A 15,901-nucleotide genomic window follows, 5' to 3' on the forward strand; every position below is an offset into this window, starting at 1 on the left:
ATTTTAAGGATGCATCAGAGCAAAATGGATTCCCGCTTTCGCGGGAATGACGGCCTGTTTCGACTATCAACGCGGCGACGGCTCAAGCACCAGCGTGTACGTCGTCGCCCCCGGCAACAGCGGCGTCGGCCGTCCATGCACCCAATCCTCATGGCCGGCGCCGTAGAACGGCGACAACGGGTTGTCGCTTTGTCCGCCAGGCATTTCCAGAATGCCTTCGGCTTCATGTCCTGGCGATACATCCAAGCGTTCGGAGGCACCCTGTCCAGGGCGAGCCACGCGCGGCATGTTGTTGTCCCCAGGCAGTTCGTCCTCCGGCATGTCCAGCCATTGGCCGATAAAGCCGGGCAGGGCGCGCGACAGCGGGTGCCGGATGCCGGCGTGGTTCACTTCGCCCCAGTTGCGGGCAGCCAACCCACCAGGTTGTTTGCCTAGCGTATCTACGACATTTCGCGCGGCTTGCAGCAGCAAGGCATGCCAGTCGTGATACGCGGGATCCAGCAACTGCACCGGCTGTTGCTGGATCATCATCCACACCGCCGCTTCCTGATTGCCCGGACCGGGCCATTCGAAATCCGGAAAGCGTTGCTGGATGCGTGCGGCAAACGGGGCGAGCACCAGCTTGTGCACTTCATCGCGGAAGGCGTGCACCAGACGGTAATCCACGCTATCGGGCGCAGCCTCGTTGCGCCAAGCACCGGTGAGCTGGCGCAACTGGCCTAGCGCGGGATCGTGCGTATCGGCCAGTGTGGTTTGCAGCAGGTGTTGCCAGCGTGCAAGAAACAGCGCGTGATCGTCGAGCTGGATATCCAGCAGATTGCCAGGGCCGAAATCGGCCCGGCCGCGCAAGTCGTCGCGAATTTGTTGCGCGCGCGCGCCGACGTCGTGCCCGCCTTCGCCAAGCAACGCATTTTCATCGCCGCCGATCGTGCGGTTGTTGGCGGTCCATAGCCGTCCATCCGCCGGATCTTCGATGCGCGGGTATTGCGACGGTGCGGCCCAGCCCGTCCAGCCGGTGTTCGGTTGCGACCAATCGGCAGGCCGTTGTGGATCGAAACCGGTGCGCAGCGGAATGCTGTTGCTGGCGATGGTCCAACCGATATGGCCCGCGCTATCGGCCACCAGGAAATTCTGCGGCGGCATGCCGAAGGTTGTCGCCAGGTCCAACGCGGCGGCAATGTTGCCGGCATGCTCGAGCTGCAATAAAGCAAGGTTGTAGGCGCGCGGTTGATCGCCGATCCACGCGAGCGCGAGCGGGGTACCGTCGGTGTCCTTGCCGAGGATCGGTCCCCAGCGCGTGTCTTCCACATGCAGGCTGTGCGGCGCCGCGCCCTTGATGCCTACGATTTCGTCGTGCGATTCGATCGTCGCCCAGCCTTCCGGCACTTTGTAGCGAGTGGGGTCATGCGGATCGCGCTGGATGCGTACCCAATCCATCCAGTCGCCGTAGCTGTTGGTGAAGCCCCAGGCGATCTGCCCGTTCGAGCCCACCACCAGCGCGGGCGTGCCGGGCAGTGTGACGCCGACGACGTCGCGCTCGCCCGTGGGCGCCGTGGGGTCGGGATAGCGCAGGCGCGCGCGGAACCAGATGTCCGGCACGCGCAAGCCCAGATGCATGTCGTTGGCAAGCATCGCCGCGCCGGAGCGCGAAATATTGCCCGCCACCGCGAAGCTGTTGCTGCCGGGATAGAAACGATCCACCGACGGTATCGATGTTTCGGCCAACTTGGCCTCGCCAGGCTGTGTGCCGAGCTTGCGTAGATCGAACACGTCCGCGGCGGGGATGACCGGCGAGGGCGAGGCGCCGCCTTGCAACGGCGCCTCCCAGTTCGGATCGGGCGAGATCAAAAAATCCACCAAGGGATCAGGCAGCACGGCGCGCATGTCGGCAATGTGCTGCTCGCGCTCGTTGCGTCCATCGTCGTTGAGGTCCAGGTACATCGCGGCGATCACCAGCATGGTGTCTTCCGAACGCCAGGGTTCCGGCTTGGCTTTCAGCAGCAGATATTCCCAGGGCTTTTCGCGCAGATTCGAAAGTCCCGCATTTACCCCGTCGCGATAGATGTCCAGCATGTGCTTCTGCCCGGGCGTGAGCGCGGCATAGGCGGCTTGCGCCACGGCACGCAGGCGATGGCGGCGGTGATTGAGATCCGTGTCTAGCGCGGCCGCGCCCACCAGTTCCGACAGTTCGCCGGCCGCGACACGGCGCATCAGGTCCATCGGGAAGAACCGCTCCTGCCCATGCACGTAGCCCAATGCGTATGCCACGTCCGCGCGCGATTGACCGGTGATAGTCGTGGTGCCGAATGCGTCGCGCTCGATGGTGACGGGATGCTCCGGCCCGACCACCCGTTGCCGTCCATCAAGCTGCGCGCGGCTGCCGGCCAGCAGCCACCAACCGGTGGCGAACAAACCGACCACCACCAGAACCAAGAGAACCAACAGCGTGCGGAACCAACGGAAGTTGCCCCTCATTTCGCATTCCACTCCGTAACGAGGACGTTGCGCCGTTGCCCTGAGGCGCGATGCGCGGTGAGTTTGAGCGAAGGCGTACTGTCGAGCTCGGCCGAGAAAGCAGCGCGCCCCAGGGCAGCGGCGCGGCGGCCGCAGTAGGAGTGGAGTGAGAAATGCGGGCCTGGTTTCGTCGTCGTCATTGTTCGGCAAACACCGCGAAGATGCCCGCATAGGGCTTGACCATGAAGGTAGGAGCGCCGGCATAGCCGGTGCCGTCGATGTAGAACTGGGAAATGGTGCCGTCCAGGTACAGCGCATCCTTGCAGTCGAGCTTGTCACGGAACAATTGCGCAAACGTGTGGAAATTGACCGGTGACTCGCTTACCGCGAACACCACGCGATACGGCGTGCGCGCGCAAACGCCGCTGCGCCATTTGTTGCTGGTGGAGTCGTGCACGAACTGGTCGTTGATCTTGCCGTCGATCACCAGCATCGGTCCCGACTGCGTGGCCCAGTCCACCGGCTTGGCATCGGCCTTGAAGTCGGTGCTGGTGCGCACGGCGGCGTGGCCGTCCCGGTAGATGGCGAACACGCCGTTGGGCTGGATCGAGAAATTGCCGGCCGCCGGATTGCCGCGGTACAGGTTCAACGGCACCAGCATCTTGCCGTTTTCCACGTACAGCCCCAGTGGTGCGTAAGCTTGGTTGTAGATGCCCGCATTGGCCGCAAACATCAGCCGCTTGCCGTTCGCCGCGCCCCATTCGCGCAGGCTCTGGATATCGCTGTAAGGCTGGCCGCTGTCGGGATTCTTCCAGTGCAGCGTCAATGCTTCGCGATGCAGGTCCAGGCTCACCACGGTGAAGTCCTGGCCCTGGAATGTCACTTCGCGGCTTTCCATCGGCTGCAACTGATTGCCGCAGGCGCCCAGCAGTGCCGGCGCCGCCAGCAGGGCAAGCAAGCGGGATGGCCGGCTGCGATGCAACCGTCGGGTGTGGGTGGACGAGCGCATCTGTGGATGGTCGCTGCCTGACCGTGATGGATGCAAGAGCATCTACACAGGGTCAGGGCGTAAACTTCAGCTTTTGGATCGGTAAGGGAATGGGTGCTCTGATTCATTTTGCGCAGCAGGCATGATGTCCAGAAGGCCCTCCGCGTGCGTCGCCTGGCGTAGGGCAGACTGGTTGTCTGTTCAAGCCGCGCGGCGCAGACTGCGGGCCTTCGGGCCGCTCCTGTCTGTCCGCATGCCTTCGGCCCATCGTCTCGACAGACAGCCCGTCTGCCTTCGCCGATGATCTGTGGCCTGCGAACCGACAGGAGCGGTGACACTCACGCAGAATGGATCAGAGCGTCCCCTATGCCTTACACACCCATCGTCGCCACGCTCGGTTACGTGTTGTCTCCGGACCGGCGCAAGGTGCTGATGATCCACCGCAACGCGCGGCCCGATGACCAGCACCTGGGCAAGTACAACGGCCTGGGCGGCAAGATGGAACCCGGCGAAGACATCGCCGCCTGCATGCGTCGGGAAATCCATGAAGAAGCCGGCATCGCATGCGAATCGATGCATCTGCGCGGCACGCTCAATTGGCCGGGCTTCGGCAAGCAGGGCGAGGACTGGCTGGGTTTCATCTTCATCATCGACAGCTTCAGCGGCGAGCCGCTCACCCACAATCCCGAAGGCACGCTCGAGTGGATCGACCTCGACCGCCTGATGGAATTGCCGATGTGGGAAGGCGATCGTCACTTCCTGCCGCTGGTGTTCGATCGCGATCCGCGTCCCTTCCATGGCGTGATGCCGTACAAGGATGGGCGCATGCAGTCATGGACGTATAGCCGCCTATGAAGGAAGCACGCTTGATGCGGATAAGGTTCCTATCGACTTGATTTACCGTTACAAGCCGGGGCTGGATTTTTCTTCCTGAAAACCAGCCGACTGCGCGCAGTGCGGGCATGACGATCGAGCGGAAACGGGCGCCTTCATGGCGTTCCCGTCAAGGCGCTTGGCGCAGCGCCACCACCGCATTGAGCCCACCAAACGCAAACGAATTGCTCAGCGCCGCGCGCACTTGCATGGCGCGTGCTTCGTGCGGCACGTAGTCAAGATCGCAAGCCGGATCGGCGCCGAGGTAATTCAGCGTTGGCGGTACGATGCCGTCGCGCAGTGCGCCGAGCACGGCGATCATCTCGAGCGCGCCGGCCGCGCCCAAGGCGTGACCGTGCATCGGCTTGGTGGATGTCACCGCCAGGCGAGGCGCGTGCTCGCCGAATACGTGGTGGATGGCGCGCGTCTCGGTGGCATCGTTGGCCGCGGTACCGGTGCCGTGTGCATTGATGTAATCGATGTCCGCCGGTTGCATGCCTGCATCCTGCAGCGCCTGGCGCATGGCGGCGGCGGCACCGACCTCGGAGGGTGCTGCGATATCGCCGGCGTCGGCGCTCATGCCGACGCCGGCCAGTTCCGCCAGGATGGTAGCGCCGCGTGCCCGGGCGCTCTCGAGCGTCTCCAGCACGAATATCCCTGAGCCTTCGCCCAGCACCATGCCGCGGCGCTTGGCGCTGAACGGACGGCACGTATCGGGTGCCATCACGCGCATCGCTTCCCATGCACGCAGCACGCCGAGCGTAATGCAGGCTTCCGTTCCACCGGCGATCGCGGCATCCACCAGGCCGGCGCGTATCATCATCGCGGCCTGCGCAAAGGCATGGTTGGATGATGCACACGCGCTGGACACGACGAAGGTAGGTCCGGTAATCCCATGCACCATGCTGATATGGCTGGCTGGCGCGTTGCTCATGATGCGCACGATGCCGAGCGGATGGAAACGGCTGGCCTGCTCGGCGTAAAGCTGTCGATACAGCCCCTCGCGGGTTTCCTCGCCGGCAGAGCCGACGCCGACCACGATCGCTGTGCGCGCAGCGCGTTCGCCGCGGAAATCCAGGCCCGATTGACGGATGGCTTCCCCGGCCGCCACCAGCGCGTACTGGCTCAGCGGATCGAGGAACGGCACGCGTGTTTCATCGATGTACTGGAGCGGATCGAAATCGCTGATTTCCGCCGCAATCGCATTGTTGCGCAGGTATTTGGCTTCGATGTGATGCACGGGACCGATGCCGCTGCGGCCTTCGGTCATGGCTTGCCAGATATCGGAAGTAGTGTGGCCGAGCGCGCAAATGCCGCCCATGCCGGTAATCACGATACGACGCATGCTAAGGATGCCCTGGTCCATTCCACGTGCTCGTCACCGCGCACAGAGCGCGGCCCCAGTGTTTTGAATTTGAAAAAACAGTGATGTCCAGAACACCCGCAGGCGGCATCGCGCGGCTTGCCCGGCCGGCCGGTCTGGCCTATGCCCACGCACACCCTGCGGGCCTTGTGGACGTCATGCCGGGTACGGGCAATGGACCAGAGCATCCTCAACCGGTTTTCTGTGCGAGCTGACGTTCCACTGCTTCGATCAGGTGGCCGACGGTACCGCTTTCGAAATCGACTTCCTCATTGGGAAGATTGATGTTGAAGTGTTCTTCGATGTCGAAGATCACTTCGATGGCGTCTAGCGAAGCCACGCCGAGATCTTTCAAGGTCGACTCGAGCTGGATGGCGCCGATATCGACCTTTGCCTGCTTGCTGATGATCTCGAAAACGTCTTGTTGCACGTTGCTCATGAAATGTCCCCAGTAATCCGCTGACTGCAAGCCTGACCAAGAGCGTGCGCGTTGTCCATACGAACAGGAACGTAACTTCTTGAGCGCGGCCACAGCATAACTCGCATCGATGACATGGTCGCGTGGATTAGCTAAACCTTGCAGTACGAGAATGCTTCAATCATGGGCCGCCGCGCCGTCGGCGGACGCGCCATGCGCCGGCCGCGCGCCGCTTTCGGCAAAGGCCAGGCACACGATGCCCAGCACGATCACACCCGCACCGAGCATTCGCATCGGCGTGAGCGCATCGTGGAATAGCCATGCAGACGCCAGCATCACGCTGACGATATCCAGATGCGAGGCGGCGAAGGCCGGCCCGATCGGCGCATGCTTGAGCAGGCTCATCCAGGTAAAGAAATTGCCGACGTAGCCGATCAGCGCGATGTAGATCCACGGCTGCCCGACGATGCGCCACACCCATGCCCAGCTTGCTTCCGGCGGAAACGCATGCATGCTGGTCAATTTGAAACTCACTTGCACGAGGGTGTCGAACACCAGCAGCAGGGCGAAGCCGCCAAGGTAGAAGCGCCAGGTGCGCAAAGTGGTGCTCATCCGGCCGCTCCCACGATCGCCACGCCGGTACTGACGAGCAGGATGCCAGCCACGCGCAACGGCGTGAGTTTTTCGCGATACAGCAACCGGCCGCCGATCATGATCGCCACCATGTTGATGGACGCCAGCAGCATGCCCTTGGAAAGCTCGACCAGCGAGAGGAACGCGATCCACGATGCGAGGTGCAGCGCGTACGCCGACAGCCCCAGCCACAGCCAGGGGCGGCTGGCCATGTGGCGCCAGCGCGCGGCGCCCTCACCGGCGTCGGGATCGCTGGCCGCGGCCTTGAAGGCGAGCTGGCCGCAGGTATCCAGCGTCACGTTGACCAACCACAGCGTGGCGACGAGAGGAGACACGTCAGGCTTGCGTCAGGCGACAGCAAGCGCGCTGGGCGTACAGCTCGCGGCCACCTTGGAGAAGAAATCGGCGGAGCGATCAATCAGCACCCGGCGTTCGCGATCAACCGTGATCATGTGATAGCTGTCTTCCAGCAGCAGCATCTCGACCGGGCCGGATACCGAGCGCGCCACCAGGTGTGCGTTTTCGAGGCTGGCCACGTCATCTTCGGTGGCGTGCGCGATCAGGCACGGCGCCGTGACCTTGGGCAGTTCGCGCCGGACCACTGCGGCCATGTCGTACATTTCGGCCAACGACGGCCATGGATTGCCGGGCAAGCCCGCTGCCGCGCTGTCGCCGCCCAGCATCAGGCCGCTGATCTGCGCGCGCAGGCGCTCGTCCCGCAGGCCGTAGGGTTCGCTTTCATGCACCATGCGGTGCTTGCCGATGCCCAAGCGATGCAGCAACGGCAGCATGAAGGAGAGCCGGCCGTACCACGGAATCGCCCAGCCGTCGTAGCGGAAGGTGGCGCCGTACACGCCCACGCCGCGCACCCACGCCGGGCGCTCTGCGGCGAGCTTGAGCGCAAGGATCGCGCCCATGGACAGGCCCGCCACGAACAGATGATCCACTTCGTGCCGGAACGTTTCGGCCGCTGCTTCCACGCTGGCGTACCAGTCCTTCCAGCCGGTGGCGAGCAGATCCTGCACATTGCCGCAGTGACCGGCCAATTGCATGCCGTAGACGCTGAAGCCGGCGCGGTTCAGGCCCTTGCCGACCAGGCGCATCTCGGTGGGCGTGCCGGTAAGGCCATGGATGAGAAGCACGCCACAACGGCCACCTTCGAAGCGGAATTCGACGTTTTGAATCACTCGGGGGCTCGACTGCAGGCGAAGGGCGAAATGGCCTTGCAGTGTGTGGGGAGCGGCTTTCCACCTGCTTTCACAGATGGGTCATCGAACCCTGTTAGTGCCCGTTTAGACCGCCAAGCCGGCTCACGCCGATGGAAATGCCGACCGAGCCGGTGGGGTGGTCGCAACTGCCGGTGTTCTTCACCACGCTGACCGCGCCCGATTGATAGGTGCCGGTGCCGATATGGCTACCGCTGACCACGCCCATGCCGAGATCGCCATGCACCTGCGGCTTGGTGTAGGTGGAGTCGTCGCAGACCGGCACGGCTGCCTCGCGGTTGCCGCGCACGCCGCTGGTGTCACCGTAATAAACGCCGGGCGCCGGGCTGGCGGCGGCCGGGTGGCCGTTGACCGTGACGCCGCTTTTGCCGGCGGCAGAGCTGGACGAGGCCGGTTGTGCCGCGGTGGAGCCTGATGCCGGGTAGCTCTGATAGCCGCCAGCGGGCAGCTTCAGGTTCAGCGGCGGGTTGCCGGTCTGCGCCCATGCAGCGGCTGTCAGGAGAAGGGCGACCAGGGCGGCGATGGCACGGCGTTTCATGGAGATGCTCCGAAGTTCGTCACGCACATAACGCACAACCGTTCCCGATCGTGCACGTGACTGTCAGACGACTTGCGGGCGCAATGAGTTCCGTTCAAGTGTGAAATCTTCATGGAGATCGGTTGGAGCGATCTCCATGAGATCACCCGCGGCTAACCGCTTGTCTCGATCCGCTCCACTCGTCGCAAGCCACGCGGCAGCACATTGCCGCGCGTGGCGCGATTGCCGCCGTACTCCACCAGGTCTGCCCAGCGCAGGGTGAGCTTGCGCTGGCCGGCATACAGCGTGATTTCGCCCTTGCCTTCAGTGACCACGGCAATGCCGGCCACGCGTTCATCGCCGCTGCTGAGCTTGGCCTTTGGGATCTCGATCAGCTTGTTGCCCTTGCCCTTGTCGAGTTCGGGCAGTTCGGCCACCGAGAACATCAGCAAATGGCCATCGGTGGTGGCGACGACGATGCGGTCGCGCGCCGGATCGGCGCTCACTTGCGGTGCCAGCACGCGTGCGCCGTCGCCCAGCGTGATGATCTGCTTGCCGGCCTTGTTGCGCCCGGTAAGCGCTTCGAAGCGGGTGACGAAGCCATAGCCGAAGTCGGTGGCAAGGATCAGGCGCGTGTCGTTGTCGCCGGCGGCGACGGCATCGAAACGCGCGCCGCCCGGCGGCGTGAAGCGGCCGGTGAGCGGCTCGCCGTTGCCGCGTGCGGAAGGCAAGGTATGCGCCGGCGTGGAATAGCTGCGGCCGGTGGAATCGATCACCGCAATTTGCTGCGTGGTACGCGCTTTCACCGCGGCGAGCAGGCTGTCGCCTTCGCGATACGACAAGCCTTCTCCGTCGACGTCATGGCCCTTGGCCGCGCGAATCCAACCCTTCTGGCTCAACACCACGGTGACCGGTTCGCTCGCGACCAGTGCGCTTTCGTCCAGCGCCTGAGCGGCTTCGCGTTCGATCAGCGGCGAGCGGCGATCGTCGCCGTACTTGGCCGCGTCGGCGCGCAATTCTTCCTTGATCAGGCCCTTGAGTTTGGCCGGCGATTTCAGCAGCACGTTGATCTTTGCGCGTTCTTCCTCGAGCTGGTCGCGCTCGGCATTGATTTTCATTTCTTCCAGGCGCGCCAGCTGGCGCAACCGGGTTTCGAGAATATAGTCGGCCTGCTCCTCGCTGAGCTTGAAGCGCGCCATCAGTACCGGCTTGGGTTCGTCCTCGCTGCGGACGATGCGGATCACTTCATCCAGGTTGAGATAGGCAATGCGCAAGCCTTCCAACAAGTGCAGGCGGCGTTCGACCTTGGCCAGCCGATGATTGAGCCGGCGCGTGACCGTGTCGATGCGGAAAGTCAGCCACTCGGAAAGGATGCGCTTGAGATCCTTCACCTGCGGCCGGCCATCCAGGCCGATCATGTTGAGATTGACGCGGAAGCTCTTTTCCAGGTCGGTGGTGGCGAACAGGTGCTGCATCACCTCGTCCACGTCCACCCGGTTGGAGCGCGGCACGATCACCAGTCGGATCGGATCTTCGTGATCGGATTCGTCGCGCAGGTCTTCGATCATCGGCAGTTTTTTTGCGCGCATCTGCGCGGCGATCTGCTCAAGGATTTTCGATGGGCTGACCTGGTGCGGCAGCGCGGTGATCACGATGTTGCCGTCTTCCTGCGTGTATACGGCGCGTGCGCGAATCGAGCCGGTACCGGTCTGGTACATCTGCATCAGCTCGTTGCGCGGCGTGATGATTTCCGCCTTGGTCGGGTAGTCCGGGCCACGCACGTGTTCGCACAAGTCGGCGACGGTGGCATCCGGATCGTCCAGCAGGCGAATGCACGCACCGGCGATCTCGCGCAGGTTGTGCGGCGGAATATCCGTGGCCATGCCCACGGCGATGCCCATCGAGCCGTTCAACAGCACGTGCGGCAGGCGCGCGGGCAGCCAGCTCGGTTCTTCCAGCGTGCCGTCGAAGTTCGGCACCCAATCCACCGTGCCCTGGCCGAGTTCCGCCAGCAGCACTTCGGCCAGCGGATTGAGCTTGGACTCGGTGTAGCGCATCGCTGCGAAACTTTTCGGATCGTCGGGCGAACCGAAATTGCCCTGGCCGTCGATCAGCGGATAACGGTACGAGAACGGCTGCGCCATCAGCACCATCGCCTCGTAGCAGGCGCTGTCGCCGTGTGGATGGAACTTGCCGATCACGTCGCCGACGGTACGCGCGGATTTCTTCGGCTTGGCGCTGGCGGCCAGGCCCAGCTCGCTCATCGCATAGATGATGCGCCGCTGCACGGGCTTGAGGCCGTCGCCGACGTAGGGCAGGGCGCGGTCCAGCACCACGTACATGGAGTAATCGAGATAGGCCCGCTCGGCGTATTCCTTGAGCGGGATCTGTTCGTAATTGGCTTGCAGGGTCATGAAGATAACTGCCAGGGGCAACGCCGGGATGGCGGCCTACTACAACCCTGAGATGGTGCCAGATGCCGAGGCGCTTGGGCTAGAATGCCCCGATCCATTCGCTCCGGGTGAGTCATGCACTATCTACGCACCGCCGCCGTGGTCATGGCCTGCGCGCTCATGGCTGCCTGCGCGCATTTCGCGGGCCGGCGTCCGTTGCTGGGGTACAAGGACAAGGATCACGCCAAAGCGGATACCGCCCTGGTGGTATGTGGCCAACCCTCGCAGTACATCTGTGGCATCACCGGCGTGAACCAGGTCGCTACCTGGGAGAAATTCAACGGCGGCAAGACACCCTGGGTGCGCGTGTTGCCCGGCAAGCAAGTGATCAAGCTCACGCTGTCCAATTCGAAGCTGCTCAATCGCCAGCAAGTCACGATAGACAACGTCGAAGCGGGGCACGTGTATCGCATCGACGTCGGCTACAACGGGACGATGCTGACGGCGGAATACAAGGATCTGGGCAAGATGGATTCCTATACCATCCACATGCCGCGGTTCCCCTTGCAGCCGAAGGCGATCACGGCGTCGTTTTGAGGTATGGGTTGCCCTCCAGTACACCCCTGCTCCAGGGCCGTCATTCCAGCGAAAGCGCACTGCTGTCCGGCACGTATTTTGCGCTGCTTCGCAGGCAGTCCATACGGCCGTCATTCCCGCGAAAGCGGGAATCCATTTTAGGGATGCATCAGAGCAAAATGGATTCCCGCTTTCGCGGGAATGACGGCGATGGAGCTTCTGGCGCTTTTCGAGTCGCGGCATCGACAGGCGACGCTAAATGCTTGTGATCCATCGTGTCGCCATGGATTCGCAAAACACATGCCGGACAGCAGTGCGCTTTTGCTGGAATGACGGAGGTGAGAGTTTGAAGTAACTCAATCCTGCTGCGCGGTAACACCGATCTTCGCTAACTGCGCCTGCACGCTATCGGGGCCGGCCAGATGCGCCGCACCCACGGCCACGAATACGGTGGTGCCGGGCTGTCTTAGCAAATCCTTGATCCTGGCTGCCCAGTTCTGATTCCGTTGCACCAGCAGCTTCTGATAGAGCGGGGGCTCCTGCGTTTTCAATTCGTCATTTTCGAGTTTGGCGATGGCCGCGACATTGCCGCTTTTCCAGGCATCGACCAAGGAAAGCAGTTCCTCTTTGTCCTTTTCGACATCGCGCAAGGTGTCGCGCAGAAAAGCGATCTGCAGCGAATCCGGCAGATCGGCGAGAAAACGAATCTGCTGCTCTGCCGTTTCCAGGCCGTGCACCGGTTTGCCGGCACGCGTCATCTGCGCCTGCAATTGCTTGTCCACGCCGGCGGCAGGATCAAGCCCGGCTTTCATCAAAGGGGCGACTGTCAGCGTCAAGGCAGCCAGCCAGGGCCGCATCGGTTCCAGCGCGGTGGTGCCGCCGGGCAATCCAGCCAGCTGCGCGGCTTTCGCCAAGGCAGCGTTGTCGCTTTCGTTGAGCAGCGAAGAAAGCGGATGCTCGGTGTCCATGCCATAGTGCAGCACCAGGGCGGTCATGGTGCCCTGGTCATCATCGGTCAACTCGATATACAGCGCCTGGCTTTTCGAAAGGGCTTGGTCCAGCGTGGGGAAATGCCAGTCCGTATCGTTCGGCAGCAAATGCACGGTACCGAACAGATAGGCCGTGCTGTCGCCCATTTTAGCCTGCCATAGCGCAGGGTGTGCGACGGCATTGCCGCACAGCAGAAACAGCAATGAGAACAGCACGAACAAGCGTCGATAAGAGGTCATATACAGGCTCAGCGCGGAACGCGGTAACCGCCGGGCACGCCGTACGGGCTCAAGGTAAGTTGCCACAGCTGGTCGCGCCGGCTGCGGAACACGGCGGTCGATACGGATAAATAGAAACGCCACATGCGGCGGAAGCGCTCGTCGTAGCGGCTGGAAAGCGTAGGCCATGCCGCGTCGAAATTCGCGCGCCAGGCTGTCAACGTACGATCGTAGTCCGCACCGAAGTTGTGCCAGTCTTCCACCACGAACAAACCTTCCAGCGTCGCTGCCACCTGGCTGGCGGCAGGGATCATGGAATTGGGGAAAATGTATTTCTCGATCCACGGGTCGGGCCGCCCCGGCTCCTGGTTGGTGCCGATGCAATGCAGAAGGAACAGGCCGTCGTCCTTCAGGCAGCGGCGTGAGACTTCGAAGTATTCGCGATAATTCTTGCCGCCCACATGCTCGAACATGCCGATCGACATGATCGCGTCAAACGGCTCGTCGACGTCGCGGTAATCCTGCAAGCGGATTTCGATCGGCAAGCCTTGGCATAACTCGCGCGCAAGCTCGGCCTGCTCGTTGGAAACGGTAATGCCGACGCCTTCCACGCCGTAGCGTTCCGCTGCAAATTTCAGCGCTTCGCCCCAGCCGCAGCCGATGTCGAGCACGCGCATGCCGGGCTTCAGTTGCAGCTTGCGGCAGATCAGGTCGAGCTTGGCCTCCTGCGCGTCGTCCAGGTTGTTGGCGTTGGCCCAATAACCGCAGGAGTACACCATGTACTTGCCAAGCATGGCCTTGAACAAGTCATTGCCGCGGTCGTAATGCGCCTTGCCGATCTCGAATGCATGCTGCCCACGCTGCATGTTGATGAAGCGTGCCTTCAGATGCGCGATCAGCGTATCAAGTGTCTTGAGGTGTTCATCCAGATGGCTGCGCAGAATCATGGTGAACAGGCCGGGAAGATCGTCCGCATCCCACCAGCCATCCATGTAGGCCTCACCCAGGCCCAGCGAGCCGTGGGCGAAAACGCGTGCATACAGTTGTTCGTCGTGGACGCGTAAATCGGTGGGAGCAGGGCCGTTGATCTGCACACCGGCCAGTTCGAGCAATTCGGCGGCGCGTTGGCGCAATGAATCTTGACTCATGCCTCTGGGTCCTCGCCAAGGATGCCGAAATGTACCGGCGACCACGCATACACCAGATCAACACCGGCTTCCCGCACCAGCCGCAACAACGTCTGCGCATTGGCTTCACCGAGCAGGAATTCCACTTTCAGCGGCAAGTCGTCGGCGAGTTCGAAGAAGGCTTCGTGGTGCAGCACGCCATGCCGGCCGAAGCCTGCCGTGGCGCGGAACACCGAGCCGCCGCCGAGTTTGTTGCGCTTGGCCAGTTCCAGCAGCCATTCGGACATCAACAGGCCATCGTGCCTGGCGTGCACGTGCGTGTAAAAGCGCAGGAAGATGCCGTTGGCCGGGGTATTACGAAATGAGACATCGATGCTCATGACGTTGCCGACTCCGTATCAATGGCGCAACAGGCTGCGCGTCAGGAAAATGCCCAGCATCGTCATGCTCAGGCTGCCAATCAGATGCACCGCGACATGCACGCCGAACCATAGCATCTGCCCGCGTAGCAGCAAGGTGTCCGCTTCGGCCGAAAAGGTGGAGAAGGTGGTGAGGCCGCCGAGAAAGCCGGTCATCACGAACAGGCGCACTTCCGGTGGCAGCGCCTGGAAATGTTCGATGATACCCAGCATGCAGCCCATGATCAGGCCGCCGCTGAGATTGGCCGCCAAGGTGCCCAGGGGCAAGGTGGGGAAGATCGGGTTGAACAGGACGCCAAGCATCCAGCGGATCCAACATCCGAGGGCGCCGCCGATGCCGACGGCAAGAAAACCACTCCAACTCATACTGTGTCGTCTCCCATGGGTAGAGGTACGGCAACACAGGCACGCCTGCGCCGCCGGAAGCCGGTGGTGCAGGCATCATCAACCTTGCGGTGGTTCGTTCCGGAGGAAATATCCCCATGGAACGGGAGGCATGCCATCTCCCTCATGCTCATGCTGGGCATGCTAGCCCAAGCACATGTCGCTGTGTAGGCCGGGATGCCATCTCCGCATCATGGGTTGTAAAAAACGCGATTTCATCCCGGTCTACGGATTCAGCTCGGGCATGGCGGCGATGGTGCGTGCCACCTCTTCGGGCTGCCTGCCCGCGGCGGGGATCACATGCCGGTTCGGTCCATACGGCCCCCACTCGGCAGCATTGGTGACGGTGAAGATGCCCATGGTCGGCACGTTCGACGCGCAGGCCAGATGCATCACGCCGCAGTCGGCGCTGATATAGACGTCCAAACCGGATAGCACGCAGGCGAGTTTGCGCAGATCCGTGGAGTAATAAGCCGGATAGCGCGAACCCAGCATCGATTCGCCCGAGTGCGGCAGGATTTCCACGATGCGATGCTGGGGATGCGCCGCCTCAAGCGCTTGCATGAAGCGCATCCACCACGCATCGCCCAGCAGCTTGTCGCCGGTAGCATTGCCGAAGATGCCGATGATGCCGTGTCCGGTTTCGGTGATGCCGCCGGCGGCGAGCGAGCGCATCAGCGCCGCTTTGCCTTGCGCACGCTCGCCGGCACTCAGGCGAATGTCCGGCACCGGATAGTCGGCCGCCACGTCGCGCCCCATGGCATGACGCAGAAGATAGACCGGACGTTGCCCCTTGCTTTGCAGGTTTTCCGGCAGCGGCACGGCATGCGTGATTTCGCCGTGTTTCTTCGGGCTGCTGAAACCGAGCGTGTGCGTGGAGTTCGACAGCAGCGTCAGCAGGCGGCCGGTTTGCGATAAGGGGTCGGCATCGATCGCCAGGTCGTAGCGGATCTTGCGCATGCGCCGCAGCGTGCCGAAGAACTCAAGCGGATGGCCTACGCCATGCGCTGGCAGCCGGAAGATGTGCTGCACGTTGAAGAAATGGCCGTAGGCCGTCCCGGCGATCGGGCTGCGCGTGAGAATGTCGATTTCCGCCGCGGGATAGACCTTCTCCAATTCCGACAGCAGTGGCGTCAACAGCAGGGTGTTGCCCAAGCTGTGGCTTACATGGCAGACGAGGATGCGATAAATGCCCTGCGCCGGCAGCGGTTCGGAGGTTGGCTGCCCGTGGCTGCCGAACACCATGCGCATCAACCGGCGCGCGACGCGGCGGCGAAAATCATTGATCGGATCGTAGTAGCGCGTGTTCTTCAGCACGGTAG

General features: G+C 62.7%; 16 protein-coding genes and 1 riboswitch. Of the genes, 2 read left to right on the top strand and 14 right to left on the bottom strand.

All coding sequences use genetic code 11. The features are described from left to right. Nucleotides 1-66 precede the first annotated feature (66 nt). Together V7M64_RS17895 and V7M64_RS17900 are read right to left on the bottom strand one after the other, a co-directional pair. On the bottom strand, nt 67-2,475 hold the full coding sequence (locus tag V7M64_RS17895) for a penicillin acylase family protein (RefSeq protein ID WP_333681000.1): 2,409 nt from the start codon (nt 2,473-2,475) through the stop codon (nt 67-69). A gap of 175 nt (nt 2,476-2,650) precedes the next feature. Beyond that, a complete protein-coding gene (locus V7M64_RS17900; protein ID WP_333681058.1) occupies nt 2,651-3,352 on the bottom strand; it encodes a phosphodiester glycosidase family protein in 702 nt (233 codons plus the stop codon). Between the two features lie 456 nt (nt 3,353-3,808). On the opposite strand from V7M64_RS17900, the gene V7M64_RS17905 reads away from it, so the two are divergent. Further along, nucleotides 3,809-4,297 (top strand): 8-oxo-dGTP diphosphatase, encoded by a 489-nt coding sequence (locus tag V7M64_RS17905; RefSeq protein WP_333681002.1) that lies wholly within the window; start codon nt 3,809-3,811, stop codon nt 4,295-4,297. 148 nt (nt 4,298-4,445) lie between these two features. On the opposite strand, the gene V7M64_RS17910 is transcribed toward V7M64_RS17905, so the two are convergent. The 7 genes from V7M64_RS17910 to parC form a co-directional block, all read right to left on the bottom strand. Then, nucleotides 4,446-5,660 (bottom strand): beta-ketoacyl-[acyl-carrier-protein] synthase family protein, encoded by a 1,215-nt coding sequence (locus V7M64_RS17910; RefSeq protein ID WP_333681004.1) that lies wholly within the window; start codon nt 5,658-5,660, stop codon nt 4,446-4,448. A 208-nt stretch (nt 5,661-5,868) separates the two neighbouring features. Next, on the bottom strand, nt 5,869-6,117 hold the full coding sequence (locus V7M64_RS17915) for a phosphopantetheine-binding protein (RefSeq protein WP_333681006.1): 249 nt from the start codon (nt 6,115-6,117) through the stop codon (nt 5,869-5,871). A gap of 156 nt (nt 6,118-6,273) precedes the next feature. Next, nucleotides 6,274-6,708, bottom strand: a complete 435-nt coding sequence (locus V7M64_RS17920) for an EamA family transporter (protein WP_333681008.1) — start codon at nt 6,706-6,708, stop codon at nt 6,274-6,276. Continuing rightward, nucleotides 6,705-7,064 carry an EamA family transporter gene (locus tag V7M64_RS17925; RefSeq protein ID WP_333681010.1) on the bottom strand — a complete coding sequence of 120 codons (360 nt, stop codon included), beginning with the start codon at nt 7,062-7,064 and terminating at the stop codon, nt 6,705-6,707. The genes V7M64_RS17920 and V7M64_RS17925 overlap by 4 nt, the downstream gene beginning before the upstream one ends. 12 nt (nt 7,065-7,076) lie before the next feature. Beyond that, nucleotides 7,077-7,916, bottom strand: coding sequence for an alpha/beta fold hydrolase (locus V7M64_RS17930; RefSeq protein ID WP_333681012.1), 840 nt, complete (start codon nt 7,914-7,916; stop codon nt 7,077-7,079). Between the two features lie 94 nt (nt 7,917-8,010). Continuing rightward, nucleotides 8,011-8,493, bottom strand: coding sequence for a hypothetical protein (locus tag V7M64_RS17935; protein WP_333681014.1), 483 nt, complete (start codon nt 8,491-8,493; stop codon nt 8,011-8,013). A 152-nt stretch (nt 8,494-8,645) separates the two neighbouring features. Continuing rightward, nucleotides 8,646-10,886 (bottom strand): DNA topoisomerase IV subunit A, encoded by a 2,241-nt coding sequence (gene parC / locus V7M64_RS17940; RefSeq protein WP_333681016.1) that lies wholly within the window; start codon nt 10,884-10,886, stop codon nt 8,646-8,648. 114 nt (nt 10,887-11,000) lie between these two features. On the opposite strand from parC, the gene V7M64_RS17945 reads away from it, so the two are divergent. Continuing rightward, the gene (locus V7M64_RS17945; RefSeq protein ID WP_333681018.1) at nt 11,001-11,462 is read left to right on the top strand and encodes a hypothetical protein; all 462 of its coding nucleotides are present in this window, start codon (nt 11,001-11,003) and stop codon (nt 11,460-11,462) included. 335 nt (nt 11,463-11,797) lie between these two features. Here the strand turns inward: V7M64_RS17945 and V7M64_RS17950 are convergent, their stop codons facing one another. From V7M64_RS17950 to V7M64_RS17970, 5 genes are all read right to left on the bottom strand, one after another. Continuing rightward, entirely contained in the window at nt 11,798-12,670 is an 873-nt protein-coding gene (locus V7M64_RS17950) for a TraB/GumN family protein (RefSeq protein WP_333681019.1), read from the bottom strand. A gap of 8 nt (nt 12,671-12,678) precedes the next feature. After that, nucleotides 12,679-13,797, bottom strand: a complete 1,119-nt coding sequence (cfa, locus tag V7M64_RS17955; protein ID WP_333681020.1) for a cyclopropane fatty acyl phospholipid synthase — start codon at nt 13,795-13,797, stop codon at nt 12,679-12,681. Next, the gene (locus tag V7M64_RS17960; RefSeq protein ID WP_333681021.1) at nt 13,794-14,156 is read right to left on the bottom strand and encodes a DUF190 domain-containing protein; all 363 of its coding nucleotides are present in this window, start codon (nt 14,154-14,156) and stop codon (nt 13,794-13,796) included. Before V7M64_RS17960 ends, cfa begins: the two co-directional genes overlap by 4 nt. A gap of 18 nt (nt 14,157-14,174) precedes the next feature. Further along, nucleotides 14,175-14,561, bottom strand: a complete 387-nt coding sequence (crcB, locus tag V7M64_RS17965; protein ID WP_333681022.1) for a fluoride efflux transporter CrcB — start codon at nt 14,559-14,561, stop codon at nt 14,175-14,177. A gap of 62 nt (nt 14,562-14,623) precedes the next feature. Further along, a riboswitch (Fluoride riboswitch) is annotated at nt 14,624-14,711 on the bottom strand. Nucleotides 14,712-14,804: 93 nt separating this feature from the next. Further along, nucleotides 14,805-15,896 (bottom strand): glycosyltransferase family 9 protein, encoded by a 1,092-nt coding sequence (locus V7M64_RS17970; RefSeq protein ID WP_333681024.1) that lies wholly within the window; start codon nt 15,894-15,896, stop codon nt 14,805-14,807. Between the last annotated feature and the right edge of the window lie 5 nt (nt 15,897-15,901).

It is taken from the genome of Dyella sp. (assembly GCF_036746095.1).
Taxonomy (GTDB): Bacteria; Pseudomonadota; Gammaproteobacteria; order Xanthomonadales; family Rhodanobacteraceae; genus Dyella_B.